The organism is Pseudoalteromonas sp. CNAT2-18.1 (assembly GCF_022347865.1).
Classification (GTDB): Bacteria; Pseudomonadota; Gammaproteobacteria; order Enterobacterales; family Alteromonadaceae; genus Pseudoalteromonas; species Pseudoalteromonas ruthenica.
In genome coordinates this window covers 156108-177065 of the sequence record NZ_JAKRFR010000003.1, presented here as the reverse complement: position 1 = coordinate 177065, position 20958 = coordinate 156108, and the positions used below count along the sequence as shown (strand labels likewise).

Annotated in this window: 22 protein-coding genes; 5 read left to right on the top strand and 17 right to left on the bottom strand. The window is 48.3% G+C overall.

The features are described from left to right. Positions 1-57: 57 nt before the first annotated feature. Entirely contained in the window at positions 58-774 is a 717-nt protein-coding gene (locus MHM94_RS07640) for an SIMPL domain-containing protein (protein WP_235419348.1), read from the top strand. Positions 775-854: 80 nt separating this feature from the next. Here MHM94_RS07640 and MHM94_RS07635 read toward each other — a convergent pair whose 3' ends face one another. From MHM94_RS07635 to MHM94_RS07600, 8 genes are all read right to left on the bottom strand, one after another. Then, on the bottom strand, positions 855-2693 hold the full coding sequence (locus tag MHM94_RS07635; protein WP_138547971.1) for a DUF885 domain-containing protein: 1839 nt from the start codon (positions 2691-2693) through the stop codon (positions 855-857). A gap of 101 nt (positions 2694-2794) precedes the next feature. Beyond that, a complete protein-coding gene (locus MHM94_RS07630) occupies positions 2795-3313 on the bottom strand; it encodes a DsrE family protein (protein ID WP_235419349.1) in 519 nt (172 codons plus the stop codon). Between the two features lie 44 nt (positions 3314-3357). Continuing rightward, positions 3358-4503: a radical SAM family heme chaperone HemW gene (gene hemW / locus MHM94_RS07625; RefSeq protein ID WP_045979574.1), complete on the bottom strand. Its 1146-nt coding sequence runs from the start codon at positions 4501-4503 to the stop codon at positions 3358-3360. Between the two features lie 3 nt (positions 4504-4506). After that, positions 4507-5091, bottom strand: a complete 585-nt coding sequence (locus tag MHM94_RS07620) for an XTP/dITP diphosphatase (protein WP_235419350.1) — start codon at positions 5089-5091, stop codon at positions 4507-4509. Positions 5092-5101: 10 nt separating this feature from the next. Next, complete coding sequence (locus tag MHM94_RS07615; RefSeq protein WP_053910609.1) at positions 5102-5539, bottom strand: DUF4426 domain-containing protein; 438 nt, start codon at positions 5537-5539, stop codon at positions 5102-5104. A gap of 104 nt (positions 5540-5643) precedes the next feature. Then, entirely contained in the window at positions 5644-6177 is a 534-nt protein-coding gene (locus MHM94_RS07610; RefSeq protein WP_022946320.1) for a YggT family protein, read from the bottom strand. Between the two features lie 20 nt (positions 6178-6197). After that, a complete protein-coding gene (gene proC, locus MHM94_RS07605) occupies positions 6198-7019 on the bottom strand; it encodes a pyrroline-5-carboxylate reductase (protein WP_022946319.1) in 822 nt (273 codons plus the stop codon). Between the two features lie 45 nt (positions 7020-7064). After that, positions 7065-7751 carry a YggS family pyridoxal phosphate-dependent enzyme gene (locus MHM94_RS07600; RefSeq protein ID WP_138588410.1) on the bottom strand — a complete coding sequence of 229 codons (687 nt, stop codon included), beginning with the start codon at positions 7749-7751 and terminating at the stop codon, positions 7065-7067. A gap of 30 nt (positions 7752-7781) precedes the next feature. Here MHM94_RS07600 and MHM94_RS07595 point away from each other — a divergent pair, with 30 nt between their 5' ends. From MHM94_RS07595 to MHM94_RS07585, 3 genes are read left to right on the top strand one after another with little or no spacing between them, the layout of a single operon-like run. Further along, entirely contained in the window at positions 7782-8831 is a 1050-nt protein-coding gene (locus tag MHM94_RS07595; protein ID WP_022946317.1) for a type IV pilus twitching motility protein PilT, read from the top strand. Positions 8832-8844: 13 nt separating this feature from the next. Continuing rightward, positions 8845-9978 (top strand): PilT/PilU family type 4a pilus ATPase, encoded by a 1134-nt coding sequence (locus MHM94_RS07590; RefSeq protein ID WP_022946316.1) that lies wholly within the window; start codon positions 8845-8847, stop codon positions 9976-9978. Next, the gene (locus tag MHM94_RS07585; protein WP_235419351.1) at positions 9956-10879 is read left to right on the top strand and encodes a hypothetical protein; all 924 of its coding nucleotides are present in this window, start codon (positions 9956-9958) and stop codon (positions 10877-10879) included. Before MHM94_RS07590 ends, MHM94_RS07585 begins: the two co-directional genes overlap by 23 nt. Here MHM94_RS07585 and ruvX read toward each other — a convergent pair. The 6 genes from ruvX to MHM94_RS07555 are packed head-to-tail and all read right to left on the bottom strand — an operon-like array spanning position 10839 to position 14974. After that, entirely contained in the window at positions 10839-11288 is a 450-nt protein-coding gene (gene ruvX, locus MHM94_RS07580) for a Holliday junction resolvase RuvX (protein ID WP_022946314.1), read from the bottom strand. The two genes, MHM94_RS07585 and ruvX, sit on opposite strands and share 41 nt — an antisense overlap. Then, complete coding sequence (locus MHM94_RS07575; RefSeq protein WP_022946313.1) at positions 11285-11842, bottom strand: YqgE/AlgH family protein; 558 nt, start codon at positions 11840-11842, stop codon at positions 11285-11287. Before MHM94_RS07575 ends, ruvX begins: the two co-directional genes overlap by 4 nt. Positions 11843-11856: 14 nt before the next feature. Continuing rightward, entirely contained in the window at positions 11857-12810 is a 954-nt protein-coding gene (gene gshB, locus MHM94_RS07570) for a glutathione synthase (protein ID WP_045979570.1), read from the bottom strand. A 54-nt stretch (positions 12811-12864) separates the two neighbouring features. Then, complete coding sequence (rsmE, locus tag MHM94_RS07565; RefSeq protein ID WP_026111304.1) at positions 12865-13599, bottom strand: 16S rRNA (uracil(1498)-N(3))-methyltransferase; 735 nt, start codon at positions 13597-13599, stop codon at positions 12865-12867. A 37-nt stretch (positions 13600-13636) separates the two neighbouring features. Further along, the gene (locus MHM94_RS07560) at positions 13637-14065 is read right to left on the bottom strand and encodes a hypothetical protein (RefSeq protein WP_053910604.1); all 429 of its coding nucleotides are present in this window, start codon (positions 14063-14065) and stop codon (positions 13637-13639) included. Positions 14066-14083: 18 nt separating this feature from the next. Further along, positions 14084-14974: a hypothetical protein gene (locus tag MHM94_RS07555; RefSeq protein ID WP_022946309.1), complete on the bottom strand. Its 891-nt coding sequence runs from the start codon at positions 14972-14974 to the stop codon at positions 14084-14086. A gap of 71 nt (positions 14975-15045) precedes the next feature. Between MHM94_RS07555 and glnE the strand changes: the two genes are divergently transcribed. Continuing rightward, positions 15046-17859, top strand: coding sequence for a bifunctional [glutamate--ammonia ligase]-adenylyl-L-tyrosine phosphorylase/[glutamate--ammonia-ligase] adenylyltransferase (gene glnE / locus MHM94_RS07550; protein ID WP_235419352.1), 2814 nt, complete (start codon positions 15046-15048; stop codon positions 17857-17859). 6 nt (positions 17860-17865) lie between these two features. On the opposite strand, the gene MHM94_RS07545 is transcribed toward glnE, so the two are convergent. From MHM94_RS07545 to tolC, 3 genes are all read right to left on the bottom strand, one after another. Next, positions 17866-18441 carry a TcpQ domain-containing protein gene (locus tag MHM94_RS07545; protein WP_022946307.1) on the bottom strand — a complete coding sequence of 192 codons (576 nt, stop codon included), beginning with the start codon at positions 18439-18441 and terminating at the stop codon, positions 17866-17868. Positions 18442-18497: 56 nt separating this feature from the next. Then, the gene (gene lpxL, locus MHM94_RS07540) at positions 18498-19424 is read right to left on the bottom strand and encodes an LpxL/LpxP family Kdo(2)-lipid IV(A) lauroyl/palmitoleoyl acyltransferase (protein WP_151173142.1); all 927 of its coding nucleotides are present in this window, start codon (positions 19422-19424) and stop codon (positions 18498-18500) included. Positions 19425-19514: 90 nt separating this feature from the next. Next, positions 19515-20882, bottom strand: a complete 1368-nt coding sequence (gene tolC / locus MHM94_RS07535) for an outer membrane channel protein TolC (RefSeq protein ID WP_235419353.1) — start codon at positions 20880-20882, stop codon at positions 19515-19517. Positions 20883-20958: the final 76 nt, after the last annotated feature.

The window sequence follows — 20958 nt, the reverse complement described above, 5'->3', positions numbered from 1 at the left end:
TTTGGTACACTGATCACTGAAATATACTCTCACACTTGCTGCAAAAGGAAAGCACCAATGCACAAAAGTATAACGCACATCAATATATTACCGGCATTTTTGTTGGCTTTGGGGCTGGCCTCAATTGGTTTTTTGCTACACAGCGCCATAGTGCAATTTAAAGCCATGGACAGAACGGTCACGGTTAAAGGTTTGGCCGAGCAGCAAGTGCCTGCAGATACCGCCATTTGGCCCATTGCCTTTACCGAGGCGGGGGATAAACTCGATGATGTGATGGCGGCGGTGGAGAAAAAGCAAGCTGCTGTGGTGGCCTTTTTAAAACTGCACGGTTTCAGTGATGAAGAAATGTCCCTCGGCCAGGTTGCGGTGGTAGATAAGAAAGCTCAGCAATATGGTCCAGAGCAAGTGGGGTTAAGGTACCTGGTGACCGCGAATATGTCGGTGTACAGCCAAGACCCCGAAAAAGTTCGTCATGCGAGCAGTCAGATCAGTGAACTGGCGAAGCAAGGAATTGCTGTCAGTGGCGATAGCTACAGCAATCGTATTGAGTATTTATTCACGAGCTTGAATGACTTAAAACCGCAGATGATTGAACAGGCAACTCATAATGCCCGTGAAGTGGCGACTAAATTTGCCCATGATTCGCAATCAACGCTCGGCAAAATTAAGTCGGCGCGCCAAGGCCAATTTAGCATTAGCAGCCGCGATTCCAACTCGCCGCATTTAAAAAAGGTCAGGGTGGTGAGCACCATTGAGTATTACTTGGTGGATTAGCCCCAAGGCAGCGGACTTTAGTGCGAACATAAAAAGCCGTAACAAACATTTTGCTTGTTACGGCTGCTGTTTCTCTTGCCTTATGCCTGCTTGCTAGCGACCCAGTCGGCAACCATTTCTTCAAGTAGGTTCAGTGGTACTGGGCCATTCTTAAGCACGATATTGTGGTATTCACGAATATCGAATTTATCACCTAGCGCCTTTTTAGCTTGCTCGCGCAGCTCAACGATTTTCAGCATACCAATCTTATAAGCGGTGGCTTGTGATGGCATAACGATATGACGCTCAACCATTTTCACTGCGTCCGAAGTTGCATTAGGGGTGTTATTGACGTAGTAGTCGATACCCTGTTGACGCGTCCAACGTTTAGCATGGATACCGGTATCTACAACCAAACGGCATGCGCGCCAAAGTTCCATCGCTAAACGGCCAAAGTCAGAGTAAGGGTCTTGATACAGCCCCATTTCTTTTGGCAGCAGCTCTGAGTACAGTCCCCAGCCTTCGGTGTAAGCGGTAAAACGCCCGTATTTGCGGAAGTTAGGCACGCCTTCGAGCTCTTGGGCAATGGCGATTTGCATGTGGTGGCCTGGGATCCCCTCGTGATAAGCCAAGGCTTCCAATTGATAGGTAGGCATGGCTTCCATGTCATACAAGTTAGCGTAGTAGACACCTGGGCGTGAGCCATCGGGAGCCGGCTGTTGATAGAAGGCTTTACCCGCTGACTTTTCGCGGAATGCTTCAACACGTTTTACTTTTAGTCCGGCTTCAGGTTTTACTAAGAACAGCTCATCGAGGCGTCCCTTCATGTCATCAATCACACGGATAGCTTCATTTAGGTATGCTTCGCGACCGGCTTCGGTATCGGGGTAATAGAATTGCTCATCGGTTTTCATAAACTCCATGAACGCTTTTAAATCGCCCTCGAAACCGACTTTTTCTTTAATAGCGCGCATTTCATCATGAATACGCTGTACTTCCGCAAGACCGATAGCGTGGATTTGTTCCGCGCTTAAATCGGTGGTGGTGGTACGCTCCAGCATAGTGTTATAAAAGGCTTTACCATCAGGGAATTTCCAAGCACCGTCACGGTTATCGGCGCGTTTTTCAAGTTGCTGTAGGTAGCTGATTAAGCCGTTATATGCTGGCTTGACTGAGACTTGTAGCGCTTCGGTGGCTTCGGCAATTAAGGCGCTCTTATCGCCATTGTCGATATCTAGCTTGTCGACTTTGCGTTTAAAGTCGGCCAATAAAGTAGAGTCTTTATCACCACCGAAGGGGGCACCTTTTATGATGTTTTGACTGGCTTCAATGACGTGTGGGAATACAAATTTCGGGGCAATGATGCCTTTGTCTGCGCGAGTTTGTAAATTGGTTTGTAGCTGTGTAAATAGCTTAGGCACCCCATTTAAACGAGCAATATAGGCTTTGGCATCCTCGACAGTGCTGATTTGGTGTTGGTTGATAAGGAACGCCGCCACCATAGAGTGGGTGCCAAACATTTGGTTAACTGGGTAGTTATGGTAGCGCCATTGGTAATCAGCGATGCTTTGCTCTAAGTTTTGTTGCATTAGGTCATAGCTGATCTGGGTATTCGCATCGAGCTTAGCGCGATCTATGGTCGCCAGCGTGGCGAGATCTTTTTTCGCTAACGCTAAATCTTCTTTAGCGCGTGCTTCGCTTTCATCGTCCCATTTGTCATAGTCTTTTTTAATGCCCATGTAGGTTTGGTATACAGGGCTGCGCATCACATTACGGTTAAAGACCTCTTCGAAAAATGCATTGGCCTTTGCTACTTCCGATTGCACCACTTGCTGCTGTACTGGCGCACTGTTAGCAGTGCTGTTATTTGCTGGGGTGCCTTGGCAGCCAGCCAGTAGTGCGGCACTGACAGTGGCCGCGATTAGAGTGAGCTTACGCATAGTTAGATACCTATTTCACTTGTTGTTTTAATATTGCACATAGCGCCAAGTATCACAGTCGTTAGGCTAAATGCAGGACTGCGCTATTGGCTGCTATATCGCTAAAATGGATTCAGTGTATACCCTTGTTGTTGTAATTTTGCATGGGCGGTCATGGCAGAAAGGGCCATGCGGACCCCAGGCAACAACTGCTTAGCATTGATGTTGTTGTGCTTTGCCGATTGGCCGCACACATACACTTGGGTATTATTTGCGAGCAGTTGGCGAATTAACGAAGCGTTGGCATTATCAGCGGCAAATCGCGCTTGGTATTCACTGCTTTTGAGTACATCTTGGGTCGCATCGCCATGAACCACCAGTGCCAATGCTATATTTTTTGGGTTCACGCCATGGGCCACATGCATGTTTATAAATCGGGCTAATGAGTTGATGTGGTTATTTTGCTCACCAACCGGTGCCCCAGAGGCCACGTCAAAGGCAATTTTAAAGCGCACGTCCTGGCCAATAGGGTCACTGTCGGGTACCGGATAAAAGAGCCCAAAGTCTTTAATGACCGGCTCATTAGTGGCGCTGTGCGCCGTACCAGCCAACAGTGTTATTAGCAAAAACACCCACCTCATTGTGCTTATCCTTCTGTGTTTGTGGCTACTCTATAAGCCGAAGTTTAATCGTCAACAAAGAGCGCAAGTAACTCATTAAGGTAACGATGACCCTGAGCTGTGACTGTTAGTTGGGTATTATCTAATGCGATTAACCCTAGTTGCTGCGCTCGTTGCAGCTGCGGCTCAATATGCGATAACGCCAAGCCGGTCAGCTGGGCAAATTCAGCGATAGGGCAAGACTCCATCAACCGCAAGCGATTCATCATAAACTCAAATGGCCGCTCTTGTTCGCTGACTGACCAGTCGCGATACAAATATGGCTTGGTTAAATCCATATAGCCGCGCGGGTGCTTGACCTTCTCGGTGCGCACAATCTGCCCATCGGGCTTAGTTATTTTGCCATGAGCACCACAGCCTATGCCTAAATAATCGCCGAATCGCCAATAATTTAAGTTGTGTTGGCACTGATGTCCCGGCTTTGCGTAGCCAGAAATTTCATACTGCTGGTAGCCCGCTTCGGCCAACAGTGCTTGCCCCCTTTCTTGGATTTGCCATAAGGTGTCATCCTCTGGCAGGGTCGGGGGCTTGGAGTAAAATTGCGTGTTAGGCTCAATAGTAAGCTGATACCAAGAAATATGCGGGGGTTGCAGCGCGATGATTTGTGTTAAGTCTGCCAATGCATCATCAATAGACTGGCCGGGGAGGCCGTGCATCAAATCGAGGTTAAAGCTGCGAAGGCCAACATCATGGGCTTGTTTTGCCGCATTGATGGCTTCTTCTTGGCTATGAATACGGCCCAAGGCTTTCAGCTTATCTTGTTGCATTGATTGCACCCCGATGGAGATGCGATTGACGCCGGCTTGGACATACTCACTGAAACGCCCCGCCTCAACTGTGCCTGGGTTTGCCTCCAAGGTCACTTCGGCATTTTCCTGTAAAGGAATGAGCGCTCTTACACCGTCAAGCAATTGTTGCATAGCCTGACCGGAGAGCAAGCTTGGCGTACCACCGCCAATGAAAATACTGTGAATAGGGCGTCCGCAGGCGAGCGGCGCGTCATTGCGCAGGTCGCCAAGCAGATGCTGGACATATTCTTGCTCAGGGATTTGTTGGCCTTTTTGCGCATGGCTATTAAAGTCGCAATAAGGGCATTTTTGGACACACCATGGGATGTGAATATATAAGCTCAAAGGTGGAAGGTGTTGCACTGCTTAGCCTTTTAACGCGCTGAGTAAGTGGCGTAATGCTTGTCCACGATGGCTCAGACGATTTTTTTCTTCCTTGCTTAGCTCGGCGCTGGTTTTTTCCAAACCATTTACTTTGAATACCGGGTCATAGCCAAAACCTTGGGCACCGCTGCGCGCTGAGGTGATTTCTCCTTCCCAAGTGGCCTGGCAGATTAATGGCAATGGGTCGTGTTGGTGGCGTACCAGCACTAACACACAGCAAAAGCGGGCACTGCGTTGGTTTTTACCTTGCATGGCCGCGAGTAATTTATCTATGTTGTCGTCATCGTTGGCATTGGCCCCAGCATAGCGAGCGCTATACACGCCGGGAGCACCATCAAGGGCATCAACAATCAATCCAGAGTCATCGGCGATTGCAGGGAGACCCGTTTCGGCGCTGGCGTGGCGAGCCTTAATAATGGCGTTTTCAACGAAGGTAGTGCCAGTTTCTGCAACATCGCTTATCTGGAACTCACTTTGTGGTCTTATTTCAATATTTAGCTCGCTTAACAGCGCACTGAGCTCAGCAACTTTGCCTTTGTTACCTGTGGCTAGCACCCAAGTGGTCATGCATTCTCTCTTAGTGTTCGTACAATTTTTGATGGAAACGCAGCACTTCAACTGTGTTTCCTTGCGTTAAGGTTATTTCAAAGCGATAAACTTCTTCGTTATCAAAGCGCATTTGGGCTATGTAATAGATGCTCTCGCCTTCTTTAATTTCTTTAAAGGTTAACTGTTCTGTTTGACCAATGAGGTTTTTGGCGCTGCCTTGAATGTCGACGGCTTGGGCTTGATTATTTTGTAATACCGAAATATTGATTAGGGCTCTATCGCCAGCCCGTTCTAAGTCATAGTTACGCGCAACTTCTGCGGGAACGGATGTTGAGGGAAAGGCAATATAGTGTACTTGCCAGTGACCCAAGTTTTTAAATTGGCCCCCTTGAACTTCGGCTTGCTCGCCATAGCTGGGGGAGATGCTGAGTATGCATAACAGCAATGCAGTGAACAGGGTTTTCATAATATGACTCCTGTGGTTAGGCGTTGGCCTTAGCTCGACCAACGCACTCTTTACCCTTAAGTGTACCAGAGATCAGCAAAGCCGGGGCTTGCTGCGAGTTCAGGTTAGCCGATAAAGTCCATAAACAAAATTTGTAAGAACTGTAAGGCGATAATCAAGACAAGGATAGAAAGATCCAAGCCACCAAGAGGTGGGATCACCTTGCGTATCGGTCTTAGCATGGGTTCAGTAAGTTGATGGAAAATCGCTTCTATGGGATTGTAACCTTGGCTGACCCAGCTCAAAATGGCGCGAATAATGAGTACCCAGAACAGTAAGTTAAGACCTTCTTTAACTACCGTTAGAGCGCCGGAGATAAGCACCGTAGGGGCACTCCAGCCGCCGTGGAACATCATCAGAAGCACACTGACCTTGGCAAAGGCAACAATGAATGCCAGCACCAGTGAAGCGATATCCAAACCGCCAAAACCGGGGATGATTTTACGTAATGGGTTCACTGCAAAACTGGTGGCCTTCACCACAAATTGACTCAGCGGATTATAGAAATCCGCTCGCACAGCCTGCAGCCAAAAGCGCAACAGCACCACCATTAAAAATAGATCGAATACGATCCCAACAAGAAATTGCATGGCATTCATGAGCTTAGTCTCTTCGCAAGTTAAATTTCTTTTTCCATCTCTTGGGCACGGGCAATACAGGCATCCATGGCTCCGGCAACAGTCTGTACTAGGCCTTGATCTTTTAGGTGCTCAACGGCAGCGTGGGTGGTACCGCCTTTAGAGGTGACGTTAGCGCGCAGTTGCGAAATGCTAATATCGTCCTGCGACAAGGCCATCTCCGCTGCACCCAAAGCTGTTTGTTGTACTAGTGCACGAGCTTGTTGCTCATCAAAGCCTAGTGCCTTAGCTTTTTCTTCAATGGCTTCCATAAACAAGAAGAAGTATGCAGGTGAAGAGCCAGTAACGGCAATAATGTTGTTAATTTGTGCTTCTTCATCAACCCATACAGCGATACCGGTGCATTCAAATACACTTTGAATAAAGTCGCGTTCTTGCTCATTGATACCTTCGGCGTACAGGCCTGATACACCACGGCCCAATAATGAAGGTGTGTTCGGCATGCAGCGCACCATTTTCACTGGTTGGCCGAGCATTTCTTGTAAGCGCGCAACAGTAATGCCCGCCGCCACGGAAATAAACACTTTGCCACTAAAATCAACACCAGCATCAATAAAACTTTGTGCTAAATCCGCCATCATTTGTGGCTTAACCGACAACACGATGACATCGGCCTTTTTAATCGCTTCAACGTTATCCGAGGTGGTTTGTACACCAAAGTCAGCGGCGACCTTCGCGAGTTTTTCCTGATTACGGTTGGTAGCAATAATGCGTTCTTTCGCAAAACCGTTTTTCACCATGCCGCCAATAATGGCGTAGCTCATGTTTCCAGTACCAATAAACGCGATGGTTTTTTGTGACATATAAACCTCAACTTGTTGTGTTATTAGAATATACGATTCAACGTCCTAGCTGCGCTCTCCAAATATAGCAGTGCCCACTCGGACCATGGTTGAACCGGCGGCGATGGCCGCATCCACATCAGCACTCATGCCCATGGACAAGGTATCTAGCTGTGGATATTGGGTCTGTAGTTTATCAAAGCAAGCCTTTAATTTCTCGAAAGATTGCAGTTGCGCATCGAAACTGTCGGTTTTTGCTGGGATTGCCATTAATCCACGCAGGTGCAGCTGTCGACTATTGTCAACGAGTTCAGCCAACTGCGGCAATTGTGCTACTGCACAGCCAGACTTATTGTCGTCGTTATCAATATTCACTTGAATGAGAATATTGAGCGGTTTCATATTCGTGGGGCGCTGCTCATTTAAACGCCGAGCAATTTTTTCCCTATCAACGCTTTGCACCCAGTGGAAGTGCTCGGCAATCGCTTTGGTTTTATTACTCTGAATGGGGCCTATAAAATGCCATACTATTGTCTTATGGTCGTTAAGTGCCTGCACCTTCTCAACACCTTCTTGGACATAGGATTCAGCAAATTCTCGGTGACCATGATCAAAAGCCGCTAAAATATCTTCTAAGGGTTTTTTCTTAGAAACGGCGATTAAAGTGATGTCTTTTTCATCGCGATTGCATTTTTTTGCCGCCGTAGCGATTCGGGCGTAGGCGGCATCGAGTCGTTCTGCTATTGTAACCATAAAGTTATCAGTTAGTTGTGGAGTCCTGTTATGGATATTACTGAATTATTGGCCTTTAGTGTGCAACACAAGGCCTCGGATTTACACCTTTCAGCCGGTGTATCGCCGATGATTCGTGTCGACGGCGACGTGCGCCGTATTAACATTCCCGTGCTTGAGGCCAAGGAAGTCAGCGGCCTTGTCTACGACATTATGAACGATAAACAGCGCAAAGAATACGAAGAAAACCTAGAAGTGGATTTCTCGTTCGAGGTTCCTGACTTAGCGCGTTTTCGTGTTAACGCCTTTAATTCTAACCGAGGCCCAGCAGCGGTGTTTCGTACCATCCCCAATGAGGTGCTGACCTTGGATGATTTGGGCGCGCCGGAGATATTTAAAACCATCTCGGAAAACCCACGTGGTCTGGTGTTGGTGACTGGGCCAACAGGTTCGGGTAAATCAACCACCTTGGCGGCGATGATTGATTACATCAATAAATCACGCCACGACCATATCCTCACCATTGAGGACCCGATAGAATTCGTACACCAAAACAAGCTTAGCTTGATTAACCAGCGGGAAGTTCACCGTGATACGCACAGCTTTAACAATGCCTTGCGCAGTGCGTTGCGTGAAGACCCCGACGTTATCTTGGTCGGTGAGCTGCGGGACTTAGAAACCATTCGCCTAGCGATGACCGCAGCAGAAACAGGTCACTTAGTGTTTGGCACCTTGCACACCACCTCAGCACCAAAGACCATTGACCGTATCATCGACGTCTTCCCCGGTGAAGAAAAAGACATGGTGCGTTCGATGCTTTCAGAATCACTGCGCGCGGTTATCTCGCAAACACTGTTGAAGAAAGTGTCGGGCGGGCGAATTGCGGCACACGAGATTATGATAGGTATCCCAGCGATACGAAACCTTATTCGTGAAGATAAAATCGCGCAGATGTACTCGTCGATTCAAACTGGCGCTGCGCATGGTATGCAGACCATGGACCAGTGCTTACAAAACTTGCTAAACCGTGGCCTTATCAGCACACAGGCAGCACAGGCGAAAGCCCATGATAAGACCCAATTCGGCATGTCGGGTCAGTAGTAGGATTAACACCATGATACAACCTTTAGCGCATTATTTGCAGAAGATGATCGCCTTGCAGGCATCGGATTTATTTGTTTCTACGCATTTGCCGGTGAGTGCCAAAGTGAATGGCGAGCTCACCCCCCTTGATGACTATGTGCTCAGTGATGATGAGGCATTGACCTTGGTAGAGTCGGCAATGTCCGATAAACAAATCAATGAGTTTCATAACTCTAAAGAATGTAACTTTGCCATTGCCACCGATGAGGGACGTTTCCGTATTTCGGCATTTTGGCAACGTGATCAGGCGGGGATGGTTATTCGTCGTATCGTTACCACCATACCCGATGTTAATGAACTCGGTCTGCCTTCAGTGCTTACCGATGTGATCATGAAAAAACGTGGTCTAGTGTTATTCGTCGGTGGTACCGGCACTGGTAAGTCGACCTCATTGGCGGCACTACTGGGTTATCGTAACCGCAACCAAAAAGGCCATATCCTTACCATTGAGGATCCAATTGAATTCGTACACGAGCATAACAAAAGTATCATTACCCAACGTGAGGTTGGACTTGATACCGAGAGTTTTGAGGCTGCACTGAAGAGCTCGCTGCGTCAGGCGCCGGATGTAATTCTCATTGGTGAGATCCGCTCGCAAGAAACCATGGAATATGCGTTAAGCTTCGCTGAGACTGGCCACCTGTGTGTTGCTACCTTGCACGCCAACAACGCCAACCAAGCCATTGACCGTATTATGCACTTGGTGCCTAAGGAAAAGCACGACAAGCTCAAATATGATTTGGCCCTTAACTTGCGCGCTATTATTGCTCAGCAGCTGATCCCTACCACAGATGGTAATGGTCGTGTGGCAGCGATTGAGGTGTTACTAAACTCACCGATGATTGCCGAGCTGATCAAAAAAGGCGAAATCGGCTCCATCAAAGAGGTGATGGCCAAGTCCAAAGAAATGGGCATGCAAACCTTCGACCAAGCGCTGTTTGATCTGTACAAGCAAAACCTCATCAACTACGCCGATGCGCTGCACCACGCTGACTCACCGAACGATCTTCGTTTGATGATTAAGCTTCGTAACAACGAACAACAAGGTGCAGGCTTCCTACAAGGGGTAACGGTGGACGGCCTTGGCGACGATAGCGATAGCTAAACGCTCAAGCGTAAGAAGTATCAGGGCGTTCTTTTACGCGCTGATACTCACCGTGCTACTGCCTGCTCAGGGCAGGGAGCAAAGCATTGACATCTATTTGCGTGATGATGTTTATACCGATTATGTGGCCTTTCTGGCTGGGCGCTCGCCCTTAGCCGTTAGCGACTTTAGCGGTAAGCGTGTGCGTCGAGATGTGGTCGATATGATAGTGGCACAGCAAGCGCTGCGTCTAGGCGGCTTCGAGTACACCTTTAACTACCGTGTCGGCAAGATTAATTTTCGTAATACGCGGTTGTTGGAACAAGGTAAATTATTAATTAGCTTTGATACCTATTGGCGTGCTGATGCGCTGATACTCAGTGAGGCGGTTTTTGTCAGCGATGCGGTGATACGTCAAGGTGAGTATTATGCGGGAATTTATAGTCACCCAGATAACACGCGGGTGCAGAGTATAACATCGCTGGCCGATATGACCGCACTCACCGCTGTATCCACGCCGCGCTGGCGCAGTGATTGGCGCACCTTGCAGGCACTGCCGTTGAAACGCATCATTAAAGAAGATGAATGGTTATCGCAAGCGCGCATGGTGTCGATGCAGTGGGTCGACTTTATGTTGATGCCACTGATGCCTCAGTATAATAACCATTACCAACTGGATAACATATCACTGAAGGCGCATCCGCACTTTGTTGTGCAAATAAAAGACAGTCGCCACTTTGTAGTGTCTCGTAATCACCCCCAAGGTCAGCAGGCCTTTAAAGCACTCCAAAAAGGACTGGCCAAACTACGCGAGCAGGGCCGAATTCGATCAGCTTACGAGCAAGCGGGGTTTATTCCTGATTTAACGCAGATGGCCGTGCTTAATAGCCCCCTTGAGCGGCAAAAAAACTCTCCAGAATAAGCACCGCAGAGGCATTATCAATATTGCCTTTACTTAGGTTTCGGTAGCCGCCCTCGGCGAATAGCTGCTCCTTGGCGGCGGCCGTGGTTAGTCGTTCATCTTGGGTTTGTACTGGCAACCCCGTTTGATTGTGCAGGCGATTGGCAAACTTACGTGCCCGGCGCGTGAGCTCTTGCTCGCTGCCATCCATATTCAGTGGTAAGCCTACCACTAACAAGTCTGGCTGCCATTCATCGACCAGGGTACGAACATCATCCCAATTAGGAATACCATCACGAGCCTTGATAGCGCGCAGGCCATTAGCAGTACCTGTTAACTCTTGGCCGATGGCGGCGCCAATACTCTTGGTACCAAAATCAAAGCCCATTACACTGCGCTGGCCCATTTTAGAGCTTGAGGACTCACTCATGCGTGACCCGCCTCCAAACTAAGCTTATTAGCATCAATACCCATAAGTTCTAAGGCTTTATGCCAGCGCTCGTTGATGGGGGTATTGAAAATAACCTCGGGGTCGGCTTCCATAATTAGCCACGAGTTTTCCAACAGCTCTTGCTCTAACTGACCCTCAGACCAACCGGCATAACCTAAGGTGATGATAAATTGCTCCGGCGCATCCTCGGTGGTGAGACTCGCAAGCACGTCTTTGGAGGTGGTGATCATTATCTCGGAGCTTAAACTTTGCGATGACGCGTAGCCCGGCTTGGGCGTGTGCAATACAAAGCCTCGGTCCGTTTTCACCGGCCCACCAGCAAACACCTGGCGCCCAGCGGCTTGTTGGTTTTTATCGTTGTCGATGTCTATTTTGTCTAATAACTCACCCACCGTGACATCAATAGGTTGGTTAATCACCAAACCCATGGCACCTTCGTCGTTATGCTCGCAAATATAGGCCACTGCGTGTTTGAAAAATGGCTCTTGTAACGAGGGCATGGCGACCAAAAAGTGGTTGGTTAATGACTGCATAGACATCTCCACGATTAAGAGGTTGTTAAATTGCGCTCAAGCGCGTCAAAAAACAATGCGGTGACAGAAAAGTTGCTCTCAGCCTCTATTTCTTTAACGCATGTTGGCGCGGTAACGTTCACTTCAGTGAGTTTGTCACCAATAATATCCAGACCCACGAATAATAGTCCCTTGGCCTTTAGCGTTGGCGCCAGTGTCTCAGCGATACGGCGCTCATCATCGGTAAGAGGGCGCACCTCACCGCGACCACCAGCGGCGAGATTGCCTCGCGTTTCGCCTTTTTGAGGAATACGCGCTAAGCAGTAGGGAACTACTTCGCCATCAACGACTAAGACTCGTTTGTCGCCGTCTTTAATGGCAGGAATATAGTTTTGGATCATAGCATAACGCTTGCCATGCTCAGTCAGGGTCTCGATGATCACACCGATATTGGCGTCGTCTTCTTTGACTCGAAAAATAGAGGCGCCGCCCATGCCATCGAGTGGCTTCATAATGATGTCACCATGTTCAGCCAAAAAGGCGCGGATCTGCTTCGCCGAGCGGGTCACTAAGGTGTCTGGGGTAAATTCGCTAAACCAGGCGGTATAAAGCTTTTCGTTGGCATCACGCAGACTTTGCGGTTTATTAACGACTAAGGCGCCGGCCAGCTCTGCGCGCTCTAAGATATAGGTGGCGTAGATGTATTCGGTATCAAAAGGTGGGTCTTTGCGCATTAAAATAATATCGAGATCGCCTAAAGCAATGTCCTGTTGCGGCGCTAAGTCATACCACTTCTCGGCATTATCAAACACATGGGCGCGAGCAGCGTGAGCAAAAGCTTCACCTTGGCGCAGAAACAGATCGTCCATTTCCATATAATACAATTCATAGCCGCGCTTTTCGGCTTCCAGCATCATTGCAAAGCCGGTGTCTTTTTTAATATTAAACCCAGAAATTGGGTCGCTGATAATGCCCAGTTTAATTGCCATTGCTCTACTCGTTTAATCAATCTAATTATTTTATGGGGTTGGCGCGCAGTAAATTCAATTCGCTAAATCACCAAACTGCATCTGTAACGCACTTAAGACCGTTAAAGCCGCCGTTTCTGTGCGCAAGACGCGTGGACCTATGCGAATATCCATAAAGCCATGCTCATGACTGCTGTGGATCTCTGCATCGGTAAAGCCGCCTTCAGGGCCAACTAAAAAGCGCACCCCCGCACTTGGCGCCGGCATAGTTTTAATGCTGTGCTGCGCGCGAGGATGTAACGTAAGCTTAGTGGCGTCGCTCGGCTGGGTTAGCCATTGCTCCAGAGCGATTGGCGGGTGAATGGTGGTAATACGATTACGACCACATTGCTCGGCTGCGGCGATAGCGATTTTCTGCCACTGTTGATGCTTCTTTGCTAAGCGTTCGCCATTGAGCTTAACCCCACAGCGCTCACTAAATAGCGGGGTAATTTCGCTCACCCCGAGCTCCACCGACTTTTGAATGGTAAAGTCCATCTTATCGCCACGGGAGATCACTTGCCCAAGATGGATAGCAAGGGGAGATTCACATTCACTATCGATAAACTCTATACAGCGAACGGTCACGTATTTTTTGCTGCTATCAACGATTTCACAGTGATACTCACCACCGTGGCCGTTAAACAGCCGCAGTTGATCGCCAACTTGCATGCGCAACACACGGCCTACGTGCCCAGCTGCATCATCACTTAAATTAAAGTCTGTACCTAAAGCGCCTATGGTCGGCTCGAAAATATGCGGAATTCTCATTACGCTGTCCATCATCAGGATTTTGCGACAGTCTAAACTAGTCGCCTAAATGCGCAAGTATATCAGGATCCTGATTACAGCTGAGGTGATTTTGGTGATAGGGCGTAGTCAGCGGTGTAAGGTGGTAATCAGCGCCTTGCTTATTAATTAATAACCGGTTTTCATGTAACGAATCAATGACCCATTTAAAGGAATTGCTAGCACTTTCATAGGCGCAAGCAAATACCAGCACGCCAGCAACGCTATGGTGTCGCGAGGCGTAACTTGATAATTCAGCTACACTGATTTCGTTATCAAAGTCACAATAACAATAATCCTTTACCTGCTGGTCAAACATAAGCTTAACCATATGACGGGTGTTCGCTCCAGCAACTATCACTCCGTGCGCATCGGGATTGGCGCAAAAGGCTCGGCTCAACAGCGGATCGCTGTCGATGAGTAAATAGTTGCTAAGATCCTTATCCATTCATTCTCTCCGTTGCCACTAGGCGAAAAACTGAATCAGCAAATAGCCCATGGCACAGTATACAGAAAACACCACTGCAGCAATGCCAACATTGTCTTGGTGATCAACCTCGACCCCGGTGTCGACACGATAAAGTACGATCAACAACACGGCGCGAGCCATGGCATTGACCAATAACCACATCAGACCGCAGTGCACAGCCAATGTAAAGACATTTTCTACCATCTTGCCGCTGTAGTAATTGGCGCTGGCTAGACCTGCGTAAAGGGCCAGAGCCATACCTACAGATTTGCCTGCGTAACGAATACCGATTGAGGTATTTTCCAAGTTAAAGTTACTTTGCAGCGATGCGCCTTGGTTTACCTTAGCAAAGCGAGCTTCGCGCACTTTGCTATCTAGGGCAAATAAGCCCTGCAAAAATAAGAAGTTTACAAACACCACAAGCAAAGAATACATGCTGTTAGTTTGAGACCAACTGACCAAACCTATAACCACAATGCTATTGCCTAATAACATTCCCGAGTCGACTAAGGCAGCGCACACGTTCTGCTTTAAAATAGCCTTCTCTTCATTAAAACGACTGAGAATCCATTTTCGATGAATAGCTTGACCAACTTTTGTAAAAAGTAGCATCAGTATTAGCAAAAGCGGCACTTTCCACGGCTCTTCGCGCATCACCGTCAGTGAAAAGTCATCCACTAGGTAGCCGATAATCAGCACTAACGAGAGCAGGTAACTGGCATAGCTAATTCCCAGCGCAAAGTTATCACGCTGGGCGAGCTCTTCTTTTAAGGCCTGCCGCGCTCTGACTTGGGTGTAAATACGCAGTGCAAACAGCACCGCAGCAATAGCTACGAAGCTAATAGCAAAGGTATATAAGGACTCGTTTGACAAAGAAAAATACGTCATACTGGCAGCCGAAAAGGAACTTTGTTTTCATTCTAGTACGGTTGGCCCTAACTTAAAAGAGAGCGGTATCTATGACTGCACCTTCTGGTTTTAATTCGCAATTACAGCAACTTGGTAAAGATCGCTATGAACAGATATATGGCGACACGGAAATAGATAACGATTTGTTGCAACTGCTAGCGCTTAGCGACTTTGCCTACGATGTACTCAGTACCCATAAACAGTGGGGAGCGTGGCTTGTTGATCCCGAGCAACAGCAGTGTCGTGCGGTGCCGGATCCTTTGCCACAGCAGTTAGGCGATGTGTCAGAAACTCAGGCATTAACCATGTTGCGTCGTTACCGCCAGCAGTATTGGCTAAAGGTTGCTTATCTCGATTTGGTATGCGGCAACGACATCGCTGACTCCATGGCTTATGTGTCTGCTTTAAGTGATACGCTGATAGACGCAGCCAATCGATGGGCCTTCGCTCAGGTAGCTAAAGTTAATGGCGCGCCTGTGGACGAACACGGCCACCCGATCGCCATGATGATTTTAGGTATGGGCAAGTTGGGCGGAAAGGAGCTTAATTACTCGTCCGATATCGACCTTATCTTCACTTACCCCCTTAACACCCCCACCCAAGGCGGGCGGCGCAGTATTGAAGCGCAGGTGTTTTACACTAAGGTGGCGCAAAAAGTGATTGCTGCCTTAGACCAACACACCGTAGATGGGCGAGTTTTCCGCGTCGATATGCGTCTGCGTCCCTTTGGTGACAGTGGTCCTTTAGTCATGAGCTTTTCGGCTATGGAGGCGTACTACCAAGAGCAAGGCCGAGAGTGGGAGCGCTACGCTATGCTCAAAGGCCGACTCATTCACGCGCCATGTAATTATGTGCATGAGTTTAACGAGATGCTAAGACCGTTCGTTTATCGCCGATATATTGATTTCTCAGTGATTGAGTCATTGCGCAAGATGAAATCACTGATTGCCCAAGAGGTGCGCCGTAAAGGCTTACAAGACAATATTAAGTTGGGCGCTGGTGGTATTCGAGAAGTGGAATTTATTGTTCAGGCACTGCAGCTGATCAGAGGAGGTCGAGAGCCGCAACTACAAACTCAAAGCTTAGCTACAGCGTTGGCAGCACTGACAGAGCTCGGGGTCTTTACTGACGAGCAACAGCAGCAACTATGGCAAGACTATGCGTTGCTGCGCCAGGTAGAACAATATCTGCAAGCCTTTAATGATGAGCAGACCCAGCAATTACCGCAGTCACAACGTGATTGGCTGCGATTAAATACATTGCTCAATCAAGCTAATGAAGAACACAGTCGTGCAGTTATTGAGGCGGCGATGGGGCGCATACGCGATGAATTTGAACAAGTCATTGGCTTTGAGCCAGAGCAGGGTGATGACTTGGATGACAGCTATACCCTGGCGTGGGAGCATAACGATACCGAGGCCCTCAGTGATGTGATTGCCAATGCCCAGCAGCGTATGAGCTGGCAGGGACCCCTGAATCACTTTCATGAGCGCGTAAGCAAACAGCCTATAGGTAAACGTGGCAGAGACACACTGGATAAATTAATGCCCCATGTGTTGCAACAGCTGCAGCATGCTCACGCATGTGGTGAGGTCGTGGCCTTGGTCACCAATGTGCTCGATAAAATTATGTCGCGCACCGCCTATTTAGAGTTACTACTTGAAAATCCAGGGGCTCTCCAGCAATTAGTACGCTTGTGTGCGCACAGTCGTTGGATTGGCGAACATATTGCTCATTATCCGATTCTGTTGGATGAGCTTATTGACCCTGCGGAGCTTTATAACCCTTTCCCTTTGGATGCCTATAGTAGCGAGATCCGCCAATATTTTTTACGCATTGATGAGCATGACTTAGAAATGCAGATGGAGGCGCTCAGGCAGTTTAAGCAAACCCAGCAATTACGTATCGCTGCGGCGGATGCGACCGGTGCGTTGCCAGTAATGAAGGTCAGCGACCACCTCAGCGCGTTAGCGGAGGCGATTATAGAGCAGGCAGTTAACCTTGCCTGGCAGCAAATGGTGGCGCGCTTTGGCAAAGTCCCCGGCACCGATGAGCAACATAAAGGCTTTGCCGTAATCGCCTACGGTAAGGCGGGCGGATTGGAGTTAGGTTATGACTCTGACCTCGATTTAGTTTTTGTTCACAACCACGATGGCGACAGCAGCACCGACGGTGATAAGTCGATTTCCGCACGGCAGTTTTATTTAAAACTAGCGCAGCGCTTGATGCACCTGTTTAACACGCGCACCAGCTCCGGCATTTTATATGAACTCGATACTCGCTTGCGCCCTGAAGGGTCATCAGGCTTGTTAGCCATCAATATCGAGAGCTTTCTTCACTACCAGCAAACTCAAGCTTGGACTTGGGAGCATCAGGCCTTGGTGCGTGCCCGCATGGTCTATGGAATCAGCGCGCTACGCCAACGATTTAGTGAAATCCGTATAGAGATATTAGCGCAAGCGCGGCAGATAGCACCGCTTCGCGACGACGTGATCGCCATGCGGGAAAAAATGCGGCGGCATTTAAACCGAGAAAACGAGTTTATGCTTGATTTGAAGCAGGGTGTTGGTGGGATGACCGATATTGAATTCATCACTCAATTTTTGGTTTTGGCCCATGCGCACCACCATCCAGCATTACTCGAGTATTCAGATAATATCCGCATTTTAGAAGCGGCGGCGCACTGTGGCTGTATCAGCGAACGTCAGACGCAGCAGCTTATACACGCTTATTGCCATTATCGAGGCTTATATCATGTACTGAGTTTACGCAATCAAGAGAAAATGGTTGCCAAAATAGAGCTGCAAGATGAAATCGCCTCGGTCAGCCAAATCTGGGAGCAACTTTTTGCTGCTCCCAAATGAGGGGCATTAAGCGCGAGACATCTTTTTACAGTTTTCGCGAATATAAGGTGAGGGGCGCTCGGTGATCACGGCCGCGCGCTCGCGGTGGCAATAGAAGGTCTGTACCTCGTATTCAAAATCACTGTCAATCGCTTTGCCCACTTGGTAGAGCGTTGATACAAAAGTGTCGTCTACGCGAAAAGGGTGCTTCACCACGTAGTCTTTATTTAAGTACCAGTAAAAGGCGATACCTTCTTCCTTGGCGAAGTCAGACATCACCTTGCGCAGTGTAGCCCCAGCGGCAAAGCGACGACTTTTAACTTGCCCTTGCCAGCGAATATCGGTGGGTTGCACCACACCGACACGTTGCTCCAGCATGCGCGTGATGTCGTCTTTAGGCTCGCCCAGCTCGATAACATACTTTTCACGCTCAGTGGCATTGCGCACGGTGTTTTTGATGTTAGCGTAAAATTGTGACAACCCCTTGGCGGCTGGGTTGCTGTCTTCCCTTACTTGAAATACAGGGCCATCGCCGAGTAAAAAATAGGCGGCGGCTAAAATAAGAATAAAAGCCAGTGATAAATGTTTAATCCAAAACCACATAGCTACTCCTGATGATGTTGTTATTGTTAAGCATAGTTGGTCATTGTTGTTATTGACTAGCGATAATAAGACGGTGCATGCTCGTCAGGGCGCGTCTTAAAGCGCCGGTGTAGCCACATATATTGCTCAGGTGCATTATTAATGGCTTGCTCCATACGCTGGTTTACTTGCGTGACATCATGCACATCATCGCCACTGGGGAAGTTCTCTAGCGGAGGTTGCACCGCGAGGTGATATTTTCCCTGTGCGTCTCGGTGAGTCATAATGCTCAGTGTTCGGCAATGGCGACTATTTGCAAATAATAGTGTACCTGTGGTGGTTGCTGCCTCTTTGACGGCAAAAAAAGGCGCAAAAACACTGCGATTGCGGCCATAATCTTGGTCCGGCAGGTAGTAGCAAAACTTTTTATCTTTTAGAGCTTTAAGTAAAGACTTAACATCACGCTTTCCAACCAAATACTCGTTCGAACGCAAACGTCCCTTGGCGGTAAAGTAATCCATTAAGGCATTGTTATGGGGGCGATAAAAAGCCACGCCTTGGCGCTCTAATCCCATTACGCGAGAGGCCATTTCTAAATGCAGAATATGAGGCACCAATAACAGCACACCTTTACCGTCTTTATTGGCTTGATCTACATGCTCTAATCCGGTGATGGACCCCATCACTCGTTTTACTCGCCATGCGGGCCACCACCATGCCATGGCACTTTCAAAAATGGCCATGCCGGTGTTTTCCATATTCTTAAGCACCAACTCGGCGCGCTCGGCTTCTGTTAACTCTGGGTAGCATAAGGCAATGTTGACTTCAGCAATTTTTCGGCGTTTTTTTACAAACCGATGCACTAAACGACCTAATGCACGCCCTAAGGCTAATTGCCAGGATTGTGGTAGCCAGCTAAGGGTGTAAAGTAAAAAAATGGAGAGCCAGCTTGGCCAATACTTGGGGGTTAAGAAGGCAAGTTGGAAAGTTGCTTTGTTGACCACTGTAGTTGTTATTCACCGTTGTAGATGGCGGACAGTATACGTTATTCATATAACAAAGCCAGTGCTGGGCACTGGCTTTATCTTGACGCGTTAGCTTTGTGGCTTCAGGCCTTGGTTTATTGCCTGTAGGTCCTCAGCGGTAAGCGTGCCCGCAGCTTGTTTCAGTGCCAGAGTCGATACCACATAGCGGTAACGCACATCGGCTAAGTTACGTTTGGCATTGTAAAGGTTCTGGGTGCTAATCAATACATCCACAATGGTTCGCGTACCCACTTCGAAACCAGCTTCCGTAGCCTGTAAGGCGCTTTCTGCGGAAACCACAGCTTGCTCTAATGCTCTGTAGGTAGCGATATCAGACACCACTTGGTTATACGAGGTAATCGTGGTTCGCGTTACCCCGCGCAGGGTCGCTTCTAAGTCTTCACTGGCAACAACATAAAGGGCACGTGCTTGGTCAGTTGAAGCCACTGTTGCTCCACCAGAGTAAAGTGGAAGTTCGAAGTTTAAGCCCACTGACGCTGTGTCGCCACGCGGAACATGGTCATTAACAACGGTTTGGCCCATGATAGTGCGCTCACTATTAACTAATGAATCGCCGTAGGCTGCATTGAGAGTCAGCTTCGGATAGTGACCTGTTTGCGCCAAATCGATTTGTTGTTTGGCGATATCAACCGATGCTTTAGCAACTTGCAGCTCTAAGTTGTTCGCTTTAGCCAGAGTAACAAAGTCCTCGGTGGCTTTATTCGGCTTCACCGTAGAGAAAGTTTCAGTATCAAGCTGGTCAAGTTTGGCGTGGTACTTACCGGTGATTTCACGGAGTTTTTCGCGCGCTGTTTCAACATCGTTTTTAGCGACGATTTCGCGAGCGACTGAGTTATCGAATTGCGCTTGCGCTTCGTGTACATCGGTAATGGCAGTTAGGCCTACCGCGAAACGCTGCTTGGTTTGCTCGAGCTGGCGTTCGATAGCGCGTTTTTCTGCTTGCACAAATTCTAAGGTATCAATGGCAGCTAATACTTCAAAATAGCCCTGTGCGACACGCACAATCAGCGCTTGTTGCGCTTGGTCGTATACGGTCTTTTGTTGCAGAGCTTGCTTCTCGGCAATATCCAATGAGCGCCATGCGTTAAGGTCGAATATGGCTTGGCTTAAGCCAATCTCACGAGAAAAGGTATCGCGCTCGCTGTCAACCTTGACCAGTTGTAGCAAGTCGTCATCAAACTCGTAGCTATCACTTTCTGATTTGGTGTAGCCCATGCTGAAACCAAGCTGAGGCAACAACGCGCTCAGTGCACGGTCTGTGTTATGCTCTTGTGCTTCGGCGTTAGCTTTAGCTTTTAAAACAACGGGATCGTTCTCAAGTGCAATTTCGTACACCTGCATTAGGTCTTCAGCATGACTGTAAGTGCTAAAGCTGCAGCTCAATGCAATCAGCGTGGTCAGTAGTGTCTTTTTCATTATCAGTACAGTCCTTAGAATATTCAGCGAATTAGGAGCATGTTATCGTGTTTCTCGCGATTTGCGAAAAGCAAAA